Source organism: Mediterranea sp. An20 (genome assembly GCF_002160055.1).
Classification (GTDB): domain Bacteria; phylum Bacteroidota; class Bacteroidia; order Bacteroidales; family Bacteroidaceae; genus Bacteroides; species Bacteroides avicola.
In genome coordinates this window covers 131212-146744 of record NZ_NFJV01000003.1, presented here as the reverse complement: position 1 = coordinate 146744, position 15533 = coordinate 131212, and the positions used below count along the sequence as shown (strand labels likewise).

14 protein-coding genes are annotated in these 15533 nt (G+C 47.5%); all 14 read left to right on the top strand.

All coding sequences use genetic code 11. The features are described 5' to 3' along the window. Positions 1-11: 11 nt before the first annotated feature. Positions 12-719, top strand: coding sequence for a hypothetical protein (locus B5F34_RS03240; protein ID WP_087335009.1), 708 nt, complete (start codon positions 12-14; stop codon positions 717-719). Between the two features lie 13 nt (positions 720-732). Beyond that, positions 733-1293, top strand: coding sequence for a LemA family protein (locus B5F34_RS03235; protein ID WP_087335006.1), 561 nt, complete (start codon positions 733-735; stop codon positions 1291-1293). A gap of 8 nt (positions 1294-1301) precedes the next feature. Continuing rightward, entirely contained in the window at positions 1302-2351 is a 1050-nt protein-coding gene (locus B5F34_RS03230) for a DUF3137 domain-containing protein (protein ID WP_087335004.1), read from the top strand. A 188-nt stretch (positions 2352-2539) separates the two neighbouring features. Next, entirely contained in the window at positions 2540-3220 is a 681-nt protein-coding gene (locus tag B5F34_RS03220) for a DUF4272 domain-containing protein (protein ID WP_087334998.1), read from the top strand. A 590-nt stretch (positions 3221-3810) separates the two neighbouring features. Further along, positions 3811-4623: a DUF1266 domain-containing protein gene (locus tag B5F34_RS03210; RefSeq protein ID WP_239448776.1), complete on the top strand. Its 813-nt coding sequence runs from the start codon at positions 3811-3813 to the stop codon at positions 4621-4623. Between the two features lie 33 nt (positions 4624-4656). Next, on the top strand, positions 4657-5577 hold the full coding sequence (locus B5F34_RS03205; RefSeq protein ID WP_087334994.1) for a hypothetical protein: 921 nt from the start codon (positions 4657-4659) through the stop codon (positions 5575-5577). An 86-nt stretch (positions 5578-5663) separates the two neighbouring features. Next, a complete protein-coding gene (locus B5F34_RS03200; protein WP_087334992.1) occupies positions 5664-6032 on the top strand; it encodes a hypothetical protein in 369 nt (122 codons plus the stop codon). 136 nt (positions 6033-6168) lie between these two features. Then, on the top strand, positions 6169-6822 hold the full coding sequence (locus B5F34_RS03195) for a hypothetical protein (protein ID WP_087334989.1): 654 nt from the start codon (positions 6169-6171) through the stop codon (positions 6820-6822). Positions 6823-6927: 105 nt separating this feature from the next. Continuing rightward, a complete protein-coding gene (locus B5F34_RS03190; RefSeq protein ID WP_087334986.1) occupies positions 6928-7512 on the top strand; it encodes a hypothetical protein in 585 nt (194 codons plus the stop codon). 68 nt (positions 7513-7580) lie between these two features. Next, complete coding sequence (locus B5F34_RS03185) at positions 7581-7901, top strand: hypothetical protein (protein WP_087334984.1); 321 nt, start codon at positions 7581-7583, stop codon at positions 7899-7901. Positions 7902-7983: 82 nt separating this feature from the next. Next, entirely contained in the window at positions 7984-8538 is a 555-nt protein-coding gene (locus B5F34_RS03180; RefSeq protein WP_087334982.1) for an SMI1/KNR4 family protein, read from the top strand. A gap of 73 nt (positions 8539-8611) precedes the next feature. Continuing rightward, positions 8612-9082 carry a hypothetical protein gene (locus tag B5F34_RS03175; protein ID WP_087334980.1) on the top strand — a complete coding sequence of 157 codons (471 nt, stop codon included), beginning with the start codon at positions 8612-8614 and terminating at the stop codon, positions 9080-9082. Between the two features lie 250 nt (positions 9083-9332). Continuing rightward, complete coding sequence (locus B5F34_RS03170) at positions 9333-14528, top strand: DUF4253 domain-containing protein (protein ID WP_087334978.1); 5196 nt, start codon at positions 9333-9335, stop codon at positions 14526-14528. Positions 14529-14562: 34 nt separating this feature from the next. Beyond that, positions 14563-15438 carry a DUF4261 domain-containing protein gene (locus B5F34_RS03165; RefSeq protein ID WP_087334976.1) on the top strand — a complete coding sequence of 292 codons (876 nt, stop codon included), beginning with the start codon at positions 14563-14565 and terminating at the stop codon, positions 15436-15438. The last annotated feature ends 95 nt before the right edge of the window (positions 15439-15533 follow it).

Here is a 15533-nt window from a genome sequence, read left to right as displayed (position 1 = left end):
ATTATACGAATATGGCACTTTTCAAGAATGCAGCTACCGAATGGGAGAAAACCATGACGGAGAAAGACCTTGACCAGATGGAGGCCCAGGGTCTTGACGTGAGTAAATACCGCGAGAAACTTGCGGCCCGACGCGCAAGGGAGGCCGAAGAAGCCAAGCGCGACAGGGAACTGTACAAGAATCCGACACAGCTTGACAGGCTGAAACCATACATGCCGACACCGCGCAGTACGGAAACCGAGCTCTTCAAGAAACTGGCAGGCAAGGCCCCGTGGCTGGGCAAAGGCAAATGGCTGAGAAAGTTCACGGAAGGACAGATTGTATATGCCGGAATCATCAGCGCACCGGCAGAGGCATGGAAAGGCGTGAAGCATGAAAACGATTCTTTCTATGCCGTAGGCATCTACGCTTTGGACAAGGCGCACATGTACGATACGGAATGGCTGCAAAGAGTGATGAAAAACCTGCGCAACATGTGCGAAGGACGGCAGCCTGTGGCACCGGGATGCGAAGGCGTGGTGGATTTAGCGAAGTATGAGGACTGCTGGTCCACCGTAACCCTGAACGGAGAACCGGTGGAGGGTGCGGACGTTCAAGTACAGAAACTCGTACTGGACTATAAACGCCTGCCTAAAGGCTATCTGCCATCCGACGGCATTGTGCCTCATTTTTATTGGGAAGGAACCATCCGACTGATACCGGCTGAATTGTATAACTAAAACCGTCTGATGTATGATTATAGCCGTTATATCCGTCATCGTGGTTCTGTTCATCATCATCTTATGGGCAGTATTCACCAACAACAGCCTTATTGCGAAGAAGAACCGTGTCAAGCAATGCAAGAGCGGCATCTGCGTGGCCCTGAAGCAAAGGAACGACCTGATTCCCAATCTTGTCGCCTCCGTCAAGGCATATATGGGGCATGAGAACGAGATACTTACCCGCATCGCTGAATTGCGTTCCAAGGTTTCCAACGCGTCCGAATCGGAACAGATCAAGGGAGGAACGGAGATTTCTTCCCTGCTGGGGAAGCTGAACGTGGCGGTGGAGAACTACCCGGAGCTGAAAGCCAACGAACAGTTCCACCACCTCCAGTGCCAGATTGCGGAAATGGAGAACGAGATCCAGGCCATCCGCCGCACCTACAATGCGGCCGTGACCGACTACAACAACGCCATCGAAATGTTTCCGTCCTCGATAATCGCATCGTGGCGCAGGCATGAGCAACAGGAACTTGTCGAGTTTCCGGAAACCGAGATGGCTGCGGTGAATGTAAAGGAACTGTTTAAATAGCGGAAAGTATGGAACAGAACCCCATAGACTTCAAGGCCCTGTCGCGGCATTTGCGGAAAGGGCTGTCCCGTGTCCGCCGGTTGCGGCGGGTGGTGCGGTGTCTGACCGTCATTGTCTATACCGCCACCCTGTGCTGGTTTGCCTTCTGTCTTTTCGGGAGCCTGCTGTTCAACTACGAGACGGCAGACTACGAAACCTCAATGAACAACTGGAAGTACATCATGTTCGGCTTCATCGCGTTCTACATCTTCCATTACGCTTTTATGAAAAGCTTCAACGCCCTGAACCGCCAGGAAAACGGACTGATGGCCGGCATCCTTGCCGCCCTGTTCCCCTCGGCCCGGTACGCGCCGACCGCGAGGCTGGACCTGAAAGCCTTGGAAAACAGCCGGCTGTTCGCCACTCCGGGTTCGGACGTTCCGATCAGCTCGACCTGCTACGGCTATGTGGAAGTCCCGTCGGGCGACCGTTGCATTACCGTGGCCGATGTGGGCATCACGTCCTCGAACAAGAAGGACTTCTCCTTCTTCAACTTCCTTGAGGTGCCGTACCAGTATTTCATCCGCCCCATCTTCGGCAGCCGGATCGAGAGCACCATGCACAGCTTCCGGGGCATGTTCGGGTGCTGTGCGCTCCGCCGCACCTTCCGGGGGTATGTGATGCTGCTGCCCGACCATCTGGAGGGCAAAGTCGGGTATCTCGCCCAGACGGTGCAGGGCTTCAAGGACAAATACAGCGCGAAGTTCGTGCATCTGGAAGACCCGGAATTTGAAAGGCTGTTCGTGGTCTATGCGGATGACGAGGTGGAAGCCCGCATGATACTCACCCCGGCGATGATGAGGAAACTGACGGAACTGCGGAAGTCGTTCGACCGCGACCTGATGCTCTCGTTCAACGGCAACATGCTCTATTACGCCTCGGAAACGCCGGACGGATTCCTGCGTCCCGGACGGAAGTCACTGGACGACGAGCGCCTGCTGGAGCAGCTGTATAAAGAGATAGATTTTTGTCGTACAGTAGAAGAAGAAATAAACGACAATCACATTGGCAACAAATAAAAGGAATTCTGACAGTATCGCTGGCAAACGGTTCCACCATCAGGTTCGACCTGGACTTCTTTGACGGACTGCCCCAACTCAAAGAGTCTGTCGCCCTGTTGAAGAAACAAACAGATGGCAGGATATGGAACGGCTTGACAGGATGATGGGATTATCCGAACAAATATCAATTACTTAAAATAGGGATTATGAAGAAAATGAAAAATGAAGCTCTCAAACGAAGGGAGAAAACACTAAAAGTGGTCAATGCCCTTGGTATCGACCACTGCGAGGGATTGCCCTTGATTGGTGAGGAGCGGCTATGCAAGACACAAGAGCAGGTATGCAAGCGTTTTCTCGCCAGCTTTTTCAGCGCCATGCTTGCCTGTGACTACAACAGCGACCGGGAATTTTTTGAAAACGAAGGAAGGAAAATGATCTGTTCCTTTCTTGAACAGTTCGATGTCAAGAACGAACTGTATCCTGACGAATTGAAAATCATAACGGGCGATTGCGACGAACGGTTGAGTGTCAATGTGAGCTGGAATGCAGAATCCTGTTATGCCCTGATGTGGGCACTCGGTCTTATTTCTTCCGAAGAGATGGAGAAGCCGAGCAACGGATGCGACACACGCATAATGGTCAAGTTCACCAAACAGTACGGGACCTTTGATGAAATCATGTCGGCCTGTAAGATGCGCTCTGAGACGGAAGTTCTGGACATGTTCGACCTATACTACAATTATCACTGGGCTTGTGTCGATCACCGTATTAATCCCGAAACCGAATGTGGGGAACTGGACGAGGAAGTTGTCATGGAACGCAGAAAGGCACTGGAATGGCTTGTCTCCGAAGAAGAGGACTGGAACGAAATCTCACTTGACACCTGACGGACGGATGAAACCATCAGGTTGGAGTCCACCTTTCTGGGGCAATCATTAGGCAATTCGGAAGGACTGGCACATGACATGCACATCATCCTCTCAAGGCCGATTATCCACCAAACATGCCCTAAAATATCAGAGATATGGGACTTTGATTCAACATTCGCACTGAATTGAGGAAAAATGCCGTTACGCAGCCATCTTTTAACCTTCATTTCTGCTGCCGAGCGGAAAAATTCTATACCTTTGTATTGGGACAGTTATATCATAATGGACTATGACGGCACAAAATGGAACAGCAGGCAGTTATTTCTTATAGATAGCACAGCCTGTGCTGCCATTCCTGAAGGGGATGACGGAAAGGGGTTCATGCGTTCCTACATCCTGTTCCAGTCCGGTTATCCCCGACCTCCGATTGCTCATTATCAAAGACACAGCATCCCTCCTTGTTCACTTGGACAAAGCGGAAAGAAAGCCATGTCCGGCGGTATTCACTCAACGGGTTTCCCGTGTCCGAATGCCGCCGTTTTTTGTACCTTCTATCAAAGGCACATCATTCATTCCGATAATTGTATCATCTTAAAATACTGGTTACTATGACAAAGACGATTATTCTGCTCATTATCGCATTCGTAGCATTGATGGTGTTCAACTTTCTGGTGAAAGCGTTGTGGCGCGTCAGGAAAGACGGCTGGGGCGCATTCTGGGGCAAGCTGAAAAGTGCCGGTCAAGGGCCGCGCGTGGATGCGGACGCGCATTATACAGAGGAGGAACTGAGAAAGTTCAGCCTTGGCAACCTCTATGTGTACCAGCAGCAAGGAACGCTCAACACGACCTTTGCCACAGGCGTATTGAACAATGTGCGTGAGACCATCCTGTACAGCTATTTCAGCATCAAGGACCATACGAGTGCAGTGGAAACCCTGCAATGGCTGGCGTCCGCTCCCTCTCAAACGGCTTTCCACTATGTTTATGAAGCTTTCCTGCAAGGCAAGGAAGGAAAGAAATGGCTACGGGCACATGAGGAACTGAAAGACCATTCGGATTTTGTGGCCGACTGCGTGGAAAAGCTGGAGAACCTGCAAAACAATTTCGAATACCTCGTTTCCGAGGGCATCGTCGCCTCACAGGAGGACATGGGCCGTATCGGTGTACTGGCGTGGGACGCCGGCCGTCTGAACTTCATTGCCCGCCTTTGCCATGAACAAGGCTTTATCGACAAGGACCTGTGCCTGCAGTGCGTGGATGTGGCGTATGAAATGACAAAGGATGCCTATACAGGCTGGAAAGACTACGCGTACAGCTATGTGCTGGGACGTACCCTTTCTATGGGCAGCGCGAACATGTCGGGTCTGGCGAAAGAACTGCTTGAAAAGCCTGAAAGCCCGTGGAGCTATGTGAAATGGTAGCCTCCTTTTCTTGAACCATAAAACAGAATGTGTATGAAAACCATTTCTATCCTGATACTGTTCCTGGCCGCCGGTCTTCATGCAGGGGCGCAGCTTAACATCGTCCCCAAGAACGACGAGCTAAAGGAATACACCGTGCAGAACGCGCAGCCCTACGACAGCCTGACGAACGTGGACGAGCGAAGTTTTGCCGCCCTGCCCGGACAGACCCTCTACATGCACGGGGCAAGGAATGACAGCCAGGGCTATTACGACACTTTCTTCACGGGCAACTTCCTTGCCGGGAGCGAGAGACAGATATACAAGGATGACGGACGGGGCAATACCCCTGCCGAAGCGGTGGTGGGAAAGTATTACGAGGTGTTGAAGGTCTGGACAAGGAGGGATTATCTCACAGCCGGCTGTTGCCTGCTGCTGCGTGAAAAGGAAAGCGGCGACGAGGTATATTTCAACCCCTATTTGCAGCCCCGGAGCATGACCTGCCTGGGTTACTACGAAAAGCTGAAACGCTATATCGGGCAAGTGTTCTTCTCGCTTGCCAAGCGCGTTGAGACCGAGGACGGGCAAATCATCACGCCCCCCGAAGGGGCAGAATACCGCTGCGTGGATGTCGGCCTGAAGATGAACAGCGACGGCGCATTCCTTCTCATGGAGGGCAAGGACGGGGTTCGCGTGGAAGCCTTTTCCATAGGTGGCGACGAGGTATATGAGTTTGTGAGTGCCGCCCGTATCGCCTCACTGACGGAACGTTACGGCGAGAAATACGGTAGGCAGGTGGCATTCCGCAAGGTGGACACGGGCATGACACGCGAGATGGTCATTGCCGCATGGGGCGAACCCTACCACAAGTCAGAAAATAAGATGGAAGGCAAAACGCTCGAAAGCTGGTTCTTTTCCGATGACCGCTATGTGGGATTGCTTGACGGCAAGGTGTATGACGTGCGAATTTATTAGGACATGGAAATATACCAGGCAAAAACCGGATGGAATTTTGAAGGCGGGTTAGCTGCCGAACATTATAAACTTAAATAGCAAAGATTATGGACAATAAAGATATTTTGAATCAATTTGGAGAAATGCTAATGAGTGATGTTAGAACTCAAACAATAAAGCAGTTAGATAAGATTTTCTCTGGGGAGCTTAAATCAGAAAAGGCTCAAAAGTTACATGCAAAATTAAGTCATTTCTCTCCACAAGATATGGAAGTAATAAGAGAAATAACTACTGAAGCCATTGATAGATCACTATTCAAAGTGATGTTTATGTTTGAGTCTTCTGGGGATTTCATCATAGGTGCAGTAAATGAAGATGAAATAGTTGATTTGAACGATATAAGTGATGGTTTAGGTGGAGAGTATTTTGAATGGGTCGAAAAATATAGTAAGCCAAATGGCAATGATGATGAATGAAGTTTATAACAAGCGGCTGAACATCCCTGAAAAGGTCGGTTAGCCACCGAACATTGATTAGGACAAAAAATGATAATAGGAAATCCATATAAAATTGTTTTTTGATTGACATCATTCCAACATAAACTTGAAAATCATGATTGAAAAATTGAATAAAAACAGAATAACAACCGATTGGCTAAATTTATTTCCCAATTTCGTCAAGTATAAGCCAATGCACTTAATACGCAGAAATGGTGCTTTTCTATGTGGTATATACTTGCAGACACATTCAGGAAATTGGGATTATGAGATGATTTTTCATATTCATAATTTAATGGTTGATTTTCCTGTTATTTCATTAGGTTCAAATACATTTCTGTTGAATCACAAAGGGGCAAGAGATGGTGTAACTTCTTTGCAGCATAAAGAAGGTTTTAGGAATTATGCGGAGCGATTGAAGCAGCAGATTCCTTTACTCCAAAAAGATGTTATCAGTTGCAATGAACTTGTTGCTTATATAAAAAGAACAGTTGATAACTCAATCGGTTATCCTGCAGAGTCATTGCGTGATATTGTACTTGCTCTATTCAAGTGTGGAAAGGACACAGAAGCAGAACAAGAAATTGCAAATGCAAAAAGAATCATATCTCAGTGGGATGATGCTGCCACACAACGTTTTGGTGGTGTGATTGGTTGGGAAAAACAAGTTAGGGAATTAATGAACATGGATGTGTTAAATGCTACATTAGAAAATCAATTACAGAAATTCAAATTGGATAAATTAACTGATTTTCAACTTGTATCTTGAATTTGTTGGTTCCTATTATCAAAGAATAATCAATAACAAACAGCAAACCGTCTGAATAAGCGGAACGCTATAAAACATTATGTGTAACTAAAAAGCAATGTAAATATGAAAACAGAAAAAATAAGTGATGTCCTGCAAGGAATGGATGTCAATACAGAGGATGCGATTGTAGCTTTATCAGATAAGGTTTGGGAGATAGGCGAATTGAGTGAAATTAAAAAACAAGTGTCTGACACTGTATTTACATTTCACATAGTAGCCAATGTTATAGGTATCTGTAAAGGTGATGGGTGGCAAGCAATCATAGAAGAAAATACAAAATTGCTACCTTACATATCTCATGCAATGTATGAAATTGGACTGGACAAAATTGGCGAAGCGACAGAGAATATCGAACAAATTTTCCCTCTCAATATAGATGTCTTTGCTCTTGACGAAGACCGACTATGTGAAGTTGTAAATTTCGTGCGTGGAAGCAGAGAAGGTAAGTATTTTACCATAACAATGGAAGAACTAAAAGGTTACACTTCAGAAGAAAGGAAACAAATAACAGCAAAATATTCAGAAGTATGTGAAAAATTAGAAGATGCTACTGAAAATATGTGGGGGTATAATAGTCCTGACAATGCTGGCTGGGGAGTAGTAAGTCGATATTTGGAAAAGCACATGCAGGACAACTTTTGGAAGTAAATGCCCATAACACGCACCTTCAAACGGAGATTAGATGTCAAACATTAGTCACTAAATAAAAAAATAATATGAATAGTGATTTATTATTTTACTTATTCAATGATTTTATTGGCGGGGCTGATGATGATAATCTGTCAATGAAGTATCTGAATTTGGATTTGAATGATAGTTGTTCATTACGAAAATTTATTTGTGATGAAATTAAACCATTTTTTGAGGCGCATTTCTCTTTAGCTCAAAAAGAAGAACTGTATGCGTTTTTGTTAAAATTAGAAAGTGGTGAAATTAAATTGGACGTAAATGAATTTGAAAACCAATTATTTCCATTTAACACACCAAATAATCTACATGGTTTTTATAAAATCATTAGGAATGTTTTGTATGAATAAAATTAGATAACTAACACACGGCTAAATCGTCCTTGAAATGGCGATTATCTGCCGAACATTAGTCACCTCAAATTAAAAGGAAATGAACAAATTAAAAATAATAGGTAATCCTACAATTTTTGGAGATTTGGATTTCTTGGAAAATTTCAGATTCCCCAATAAGCGCAAATTTCCGATCTCATATAAGAAATTTGTTAAAGAATATGGATATGGGAGAGCATTAGGAGGATGGTTTATCTATATTCCAATGGGGAATTATGGTGATTCTTGGTTAGAACAAAATCCACTCTTCAAAGAAAGATTTGAATATGTTTTGGATTGGGATGAAGAAATTGTGGATATGATACTTGAACCTGATGGCTCTCGAGAATTAATGCAAAAATGTGAACCTTTTGCCAAAAGTGAGGATGGTTCATATCTGTTTTGGGATATTGAAAGCCAGCCTATTGAAGAAGAATTTGATATATATCTGACTGATTTTTCAGGTTTAGGAGTTCGTAAGGTTGCTACATCCATAGATGAATTATTTGACAAGATGACTGATAAAAATCTATTCAAAGAGGTGGAACCCTTATATCGCCAAGAGCCATATCCTGCAATTTTTGAATGTATAGAGGAACTTTATTATGAAAAATAGGTGACTAACAAGCGGCAGAGCATTCCTGTAAAGGCCCGTTAGTCGCCCAACATTAGCTGTAGAGGAAGAACACATGAAAAGATGGAGTAAACTGCAAAAGGAACTATATCTGATAATTGATCCTAAGATTGATTTCCAGATACATTGTGCTGTATATCCTATGAGGAGCGACAGGGCAACAAGTTTCTGCCCTCGATATTGGATAACCATAGGGAAAGAAATCATATTTGATTATCCAAAAGACTTTGTTGATAAGGATGGTCATGTATCGCATCATCATGCACATATACCTCAAATAGCAGATTACCCATATTATTGTGATATATCTTTTATTTCAAACTTGATAAGGGAATACATAGATACCCCAGTTTCAGATATATTAACTCGCAGATTTGAAGACGATTATTGGGGATTGACAGATATATTTCGGGCGGCAGACAAACGCATAGGGCAACGGAGACTGGAAATATTGCGAGACAGTATTAAAAACCAAGCCGCTCAAAAAATATTAGAATTAAGAGTAAACAAACAGAAAACCAGCTGAATAAAGCGGCAAGCTGCCGAACACATCAGTTACGAACGAAAAATTAGAGTCATGGAAAAGGAAATTGTAAATCGGATTAAACAATTAGGCGATAATGTTGTCAATGTAAAAGGAGCGTCTTCACAAGAAGACTTGCGTACCATGTACTGACAAATTTCAAATAAGTTATAACAAGCGGCCGAACATCCCCATAAAGGATTGCCAGCCACCAAAATAAGTCATTAATAGCATAACTAACAATATAACGAATATGGGACTTGGATTCAACATTCGCACAAGGATCAGGAATATCGGAGCATTCAAGCGCACCGTGGAAAAACTGGCCGCTGAATCCGGCTATCATGCAGAGCATGACGAATCAGCAACGAGGGTAAGTTTTTGCAAACTGGGCGACCTGTTCCTGAACTATCAACATGAGGGAAAAGAAAATACGGAAGACACTGTTTCCGTAACCGGAGAATGCCAGACCAACCTGCTTGGTCCCGGCTTCCACAAGGCAGCCATAGCGTTCATTGACCGGCTTCAACAGGCTGCAGACACCCGCTTCGAGGTGGAAGATGAAACGGAGTATTACACGGAAAGGGACTTTGAGGCCATGAAAAAGAACCATTTCCACAAGTGGCTGGCCAAACTGTTTGAAGTCATCCATGAGCAGGAAACAAAAGGCGACAAGTCATTATGCATGTGCTGGGACCTCTATAATAGCTATTATCCTGCATCGGAGGATGGTGTCGTCATCTCTCCATTCGGCTCTTTCCGTCTTGACGATGTAATCAGCCGTATAGAGAAAGAAGGTATCGAACCTTTTGCCAATGAGCTTTTCATCTGGAACAATCCGGAGCAGGACGCACATTTCCACCGGGGACTGGCACTCAACGCGCTATGGGAGGACTGCTATTTCATGCCCTCGGAGAGAAGCGAAGAAGACGCCCGGATAAACGGATACATCATCAGCGAACTGGAAACGGCGGCCTCGCTCGACCCGTCTCTCCCTTTCCCAAAAAAGGAATACGAGGAACTGTGCCGACTTCATGGATGCACGCCCATTCCAACGGAGGGAATGCCGGCCTACGAAACCGAGTTTGCCATCGGCTACAGGCGCGGGACTGTCAAATACAAGGTCGGAAGCATCAGTTTCAGTCTGCCGGGCAGCTATCTCAGAGATACGGACGAAGGCACCCTTGTCTATTATGACGGGCTCGAAGAAAACTGGCACACGGTCAGATGCACGGGATATTCGGCGAAGAAAGAACCTAAGTTTCTCGACATGGACGAGGAAATAATTGAAGAAGGGACATTTGACGGCGGGAAATACCGTCTCTATGACATGGGTGAAGACCGGGATTCGGAAGAGGAAGAACCTTATTATGGCTACAGCTGCCACGCGCTTTGCCAGGACCAGTACACCCTCTTCACATTCTGCGCTCCCCGGGCGGAGGAAGTGAAAAGACTGGCGCAGGAAGTCATTTCAAGCCTGGCTGCGGAACAGCCTGTTGAACCTGAAAGAAAGAAAATCATCTATAACAACGAGACCATGAACGACGAACTGACCAAACAAATTGCTGAATGGCATGAAGCCGACAAGCATCAGGAAATTATCGACGCGCTGGAACAGATTCCGGCAGCCGAAAGGGATTATGAGACAACAGGTATTCTTGCAAGGGCATACAACAACATCGGGAAATATGCCAAGGCCGCAGAACTGCTTGAGTCCGTCAGGGAGGAAGGTGAAGAGGACGAGCGGTGGAATTTCAGAATGGGATATGCCCAGTATGGTCTGGACAATTACCGGGACGCACTGCGCTACTTCACCAAAGCCAGGGAGCTTGACCCGGAGGATGAAGACACGCAGACTCTCATCCGCCAGTGCAATATCTCCATGCCATTGTCCCGACGGGTGGAAGAGTTCTGGGACTGGTTCGTAGAAAACGAAGAAAAACTGTCGGACATGATGCACCCGAAATCCAAGGAGGAAGCGGACGCCTTCACGAAGTTTGTCAACGAGGGCACCGGCCTTCTATCGGAAAACACACATTTCAATGTAGGGGGCGACCATGAGTTCACGTTCTCGGTGGAAGGATGGCCGGACCTCTTCATCCTCTATCCCTACATCATATCCCGTATGCCCGAAAGTCTGAAAGGAAAATGGAAGTTCTTCCCGTTCAACCAAGGCATGAAAGGGTCGTCGCTCGCCTTCAGGATGTATGATACCGATATTAATATGGCCAAGATAAAAGTAAACGCATCCTATCTGGAAGAAAGCAACGATTTCAATATCCGGTATTACGACGAGAACCTGTGCGCTTTGCCCGAAGAAAAGAGTAACGGCATCTTCCATATCATTCTGGAACTGACGCTGGGCGAAGGCGTTTCATTCAAATATATCCGTGAGATAGAAAGGGTATCAGGCTCCGAAGACGGCATGATTACACTGTCCGAGTTGAGACGGCACATAGAGGAAACCCTGAAATCCCATAACCAGGAGTTCTTCGAGAACCCGAAGGACATTTATACCGGCTATCAGCTGACCCCGAAGGACAGCGACGAACTGCGCTCCGACGTGATTGTCGGTTCTACCTGCCTGTACTCCCTCGTGGCCGACTACTATAACGATTCGACCGATGTATTTGACCATGCCAACAGTTTCGGTGCGCAGGCCATGTTCCTGGTCTTCCCCAACGGCACTGACGGTGACGATCATCAGATTCTGGATTTCCGCCATGACCTTGAAGACAGGATAACGGAGGAGCTGCTTGAACCGGAACACCTCGGCCTGATAACAGGCGGCGCGACGGGAACGACTTACAGCTATATCGACCTGCTTGTCTATGACCTTCCTGCCTTCATCCGGAAGATAAGACCTCTTCTGGAGGAATATCCCGCATACTGCTTCTACATTTCAGACTTCATCCGCAACGGGAATGTCCACCGCCTGACAGAAGCGGACAGCGGTTCCATACCGTACACCAAGGAAAATGCGGAGGCTTTCTTCAAGCAGATAGAGGACTGGAACGACAACGACAAATACACGAAGTGCATAAAGGCCCTCGAAACGATACCGGCCGATGAAAGGGACTATGAATCGACCATGCTCCTTGTAAGAGCCTACGAGAACTATGCCGTCCTTGGCAACAACAACGAGGAGCCCGAAACGGAAGAATGCGACAGGGCACTGAACAAGGCCTTGGAACTGCTGGAGTCGGTCCGCGAAGCCGGAGAAAGCAAGGCCGGATGGAACATGCGCATGGCCTACGCCTACCAGTATCTTACAGGCCAGAAAGAGAAGGCTGTCGCCTATGCGGAAAAATGGGCGGAGCTTGATCCGGAAGACGAAGATGCCAAGCTCGTGATAGAGGAATGCCGCCAAACAGAAAAAGCAGAGGAACCGGCAGAGGAACCGGCAGAAAAACAGGACAAGGAACCGGGCACGTTTGTGGGATTTGCCCTGCTGTCTGACCAAAGCTGGAACAAGGAAAAGTACATCAAAGACCTGGAAGAGCAATGGAAAATAGAAGCTGACGAGGGTGACGGCGAGAACATCAATGCCGATTCTCTGGTGTTCAATGTAGGAGACATGATGGCGGCCGTAAGCCTGATGCCAGGTCCCGTACCGAACGGCGAGGCCGAAGAATGCGCGAAGAACAACTACATGTGGCCGGAGGCCGAGAAGGTGGCCAAGGCTCACAAGGCAAACATCATGGTTGCCGTACTCGGCAAGGAAGAATCGCTTCTTGAAAGAGGCAAGTTGTATGTGAAACTGATGTCGGTCTGCTGCCTGCAAAAGAACGTAACCGGCATCTATACCAGCGGCGTGGTGTTCCAGCCCCGTTTCTATGAAGGCTTTTCCGGAATGTTGAAAGAGGGTTCGCTGCCTATATACAACTGGATATGGTTCGGGCTTTACCGCACGGAAAAGGGAGTCAGCGGCTATACCTATGGCATGGAATGTTTCGGCAAGGACGAAATGGAAGTGCTCGACGTGAATGCCGAACCGTCAGAGGTGAGGGACTTCCTGGCAAGCATGGCAGGATATGTCCTGGAATACGATGCGGTGCTCAAGGACGGTGAGACCATCGGTTTCTCGCTGACAGACAAGCATCAGATCACACGCGGCAAGGGAGTGGCCCTGCCAGACATGACGACCCTGAAAATCTCATACGACAGCGAAGACGGTTCAGAGGGCTTCTCCGGAGTTTCGGACGACAGCGATCAGGTGATGGACGACGCTGAATACCACCTGAAGAAATTCGAGGAGAAGGATTTGGCAGCAGAGCCTATCACAGCCTATAACCATCTGGCGATATATCTCCGCTGGTGCATGGAAAACGACCTTATGAGCGAGGACTTTCTGGAACGGTTCGGAGATGTGGTGTCCAACGTCAAAAATGATTCCACGGACGAAGACCTGAGACTGTTCATCCGGGACAAACTGGACGGCCGGCTCACCAGAAGCCTGTTCAACAAAACGGGACGGGCGTTTGCCGACTACTACTATGGGGCTTATTACGGGGCCAACGAGAATCCATTTTATCCTGGTGATATTGATATTCATGCTTTGGGTTACTTCGGTCCTGACAGGTACTATTCCAATGAGTTCAAGGATGAAGCGTACCTGTATATCCCGTATGACGAGGACTATTACCAGGCGATGTCGCAGGTCATCGGCAGACGCTTCACCAACTGGCAAGGGCAGCACATAGATAAAGATACCGCCGAACCGTCCGACCTTGCCCGTGCGCTTATGGACTATCTGGATTGTGAATGCACCTACTTCCCGTCCATGAGTGACGATGACCCCATCATGTCGGCCTATACTTACGCCAAACACCTCGGCGTGCAGGAAGGATTCATACCCGTTCTGGTCAAGGTGGATGAAGGCTTGTGGGAGAACCTTATCGGAAATTCGGACCCGGACAGCGAAAGCGCAGATGATTACGTCTTCAACCGTAAGAAGGTCAGGGAATACCGCAACAGGATGCTTGAAAGCGGCGTAGCGGACGGAAAAGACTTCCTTGACCATCTGACCGGAGAGAATTACGACATCGGGGAAGAAATGGAAGACGGATATGACAACTGCCGTTTCGCAAGTTACTGGGATACCGACGCCGAGGTGACATATCCCCTGATTCTCGCCAAGATTCCTGTCAGGGAGCCTTGGAAAATCTTTGCGTACCTGCCTTTCGGAAGCTGGAACGACTGTCCGGGAACTCCCGAACTGATGGCCGTCTCGAAATACTGGTACGAGGAATACGGTGCCGTCCCGAGTGCCTTTACCAACGACGAGCTGGAGTATGAACTCCCTGCTCCCGTACCGGAGGACAGGGCAATGGAAACCGCGATACAGCAATATGTTTTCTGTCCGGACATGGATCAGGTCTGCGACGGCGTAGGCAGTCTTGCCGACACGTTGCGCCAATCCAAAATATGGTATTTCTGGTGGGATTAACCGATATGTTTCACAGTCAAAAAAACATTTCAATATGAGCAAAGTATTCAAACAGGACCGAAAGAGCAAGGAGCAGCAGCCCGGAGGCCCTTTCCTTATCACCATGCTGTTCAAGGAGCCGGTGGAATTGCCGGACAAAGAGAAGGTGGCTGAAGTCTGCCGGAAGCATCTCGGCCATGTAGAATGTCATGGAAAAGATGACCAGTCTTTGCACATCTTCGCCCTGGATCATATTGTGGAATTTGAGGACGGGAAAGCTCCCGTACAATTCCTGCTGACCTCATGTATGGACTTTGACGGAAAGACGGTGGATGATTTCACCCGAAGCCAGATGTGGGACTGCCAGGAAAGCAGAGACCGGATTCTTGAGGAATGCCGGTACAGTATGCTCGCGACTGACTTCCTTGCCCGCGGCCTGTCTCCGCTGGAACGTGCCGATATGGAAATGGACTACCTTGAAGCACTCGCCGAGCTGTTACCGTCGTGTGAGGCGTTTTTCTTCAACGGCAGCGGAAAACTGTTTGAGGCGGAGGAAATTCGCGGCAATCAGATAGAAGGGCCAGACCGCTTCATCCGTTATGCCGTCAATGTCCGTTTCTTTACGATCCAAGATTCCGAAGACATGCTGGTTGATACGCTTGGAATGAACACCCTGTTCCTTCCTGACCTGCAGTACCACTTCCACGGCCTTGATCCGAACTGGGTGGTGAACCATGCCTATAACGTGGCTTCCTATCTGCTTACGAGCGGAAATGAAATAGAATCCGGGGAGACCGTTGACGGAATCAAGAATGGGGAGATGGACCAGAGCGTCCAGTGGAAATGCCAATACGAAGACGCGTTGATCCAGCCGAACCGTCCTGTTCTTGACATCAACACGGGAAAATACGCATCCGGAAATCGGAAATAACAGGAACCGACAGTTTGGTGAGACGATGAAGACATGATTTTGCCTGACATCCATCTGATGAAACAAGAAACTCAACATGCAGGTAGCGTTTCGAA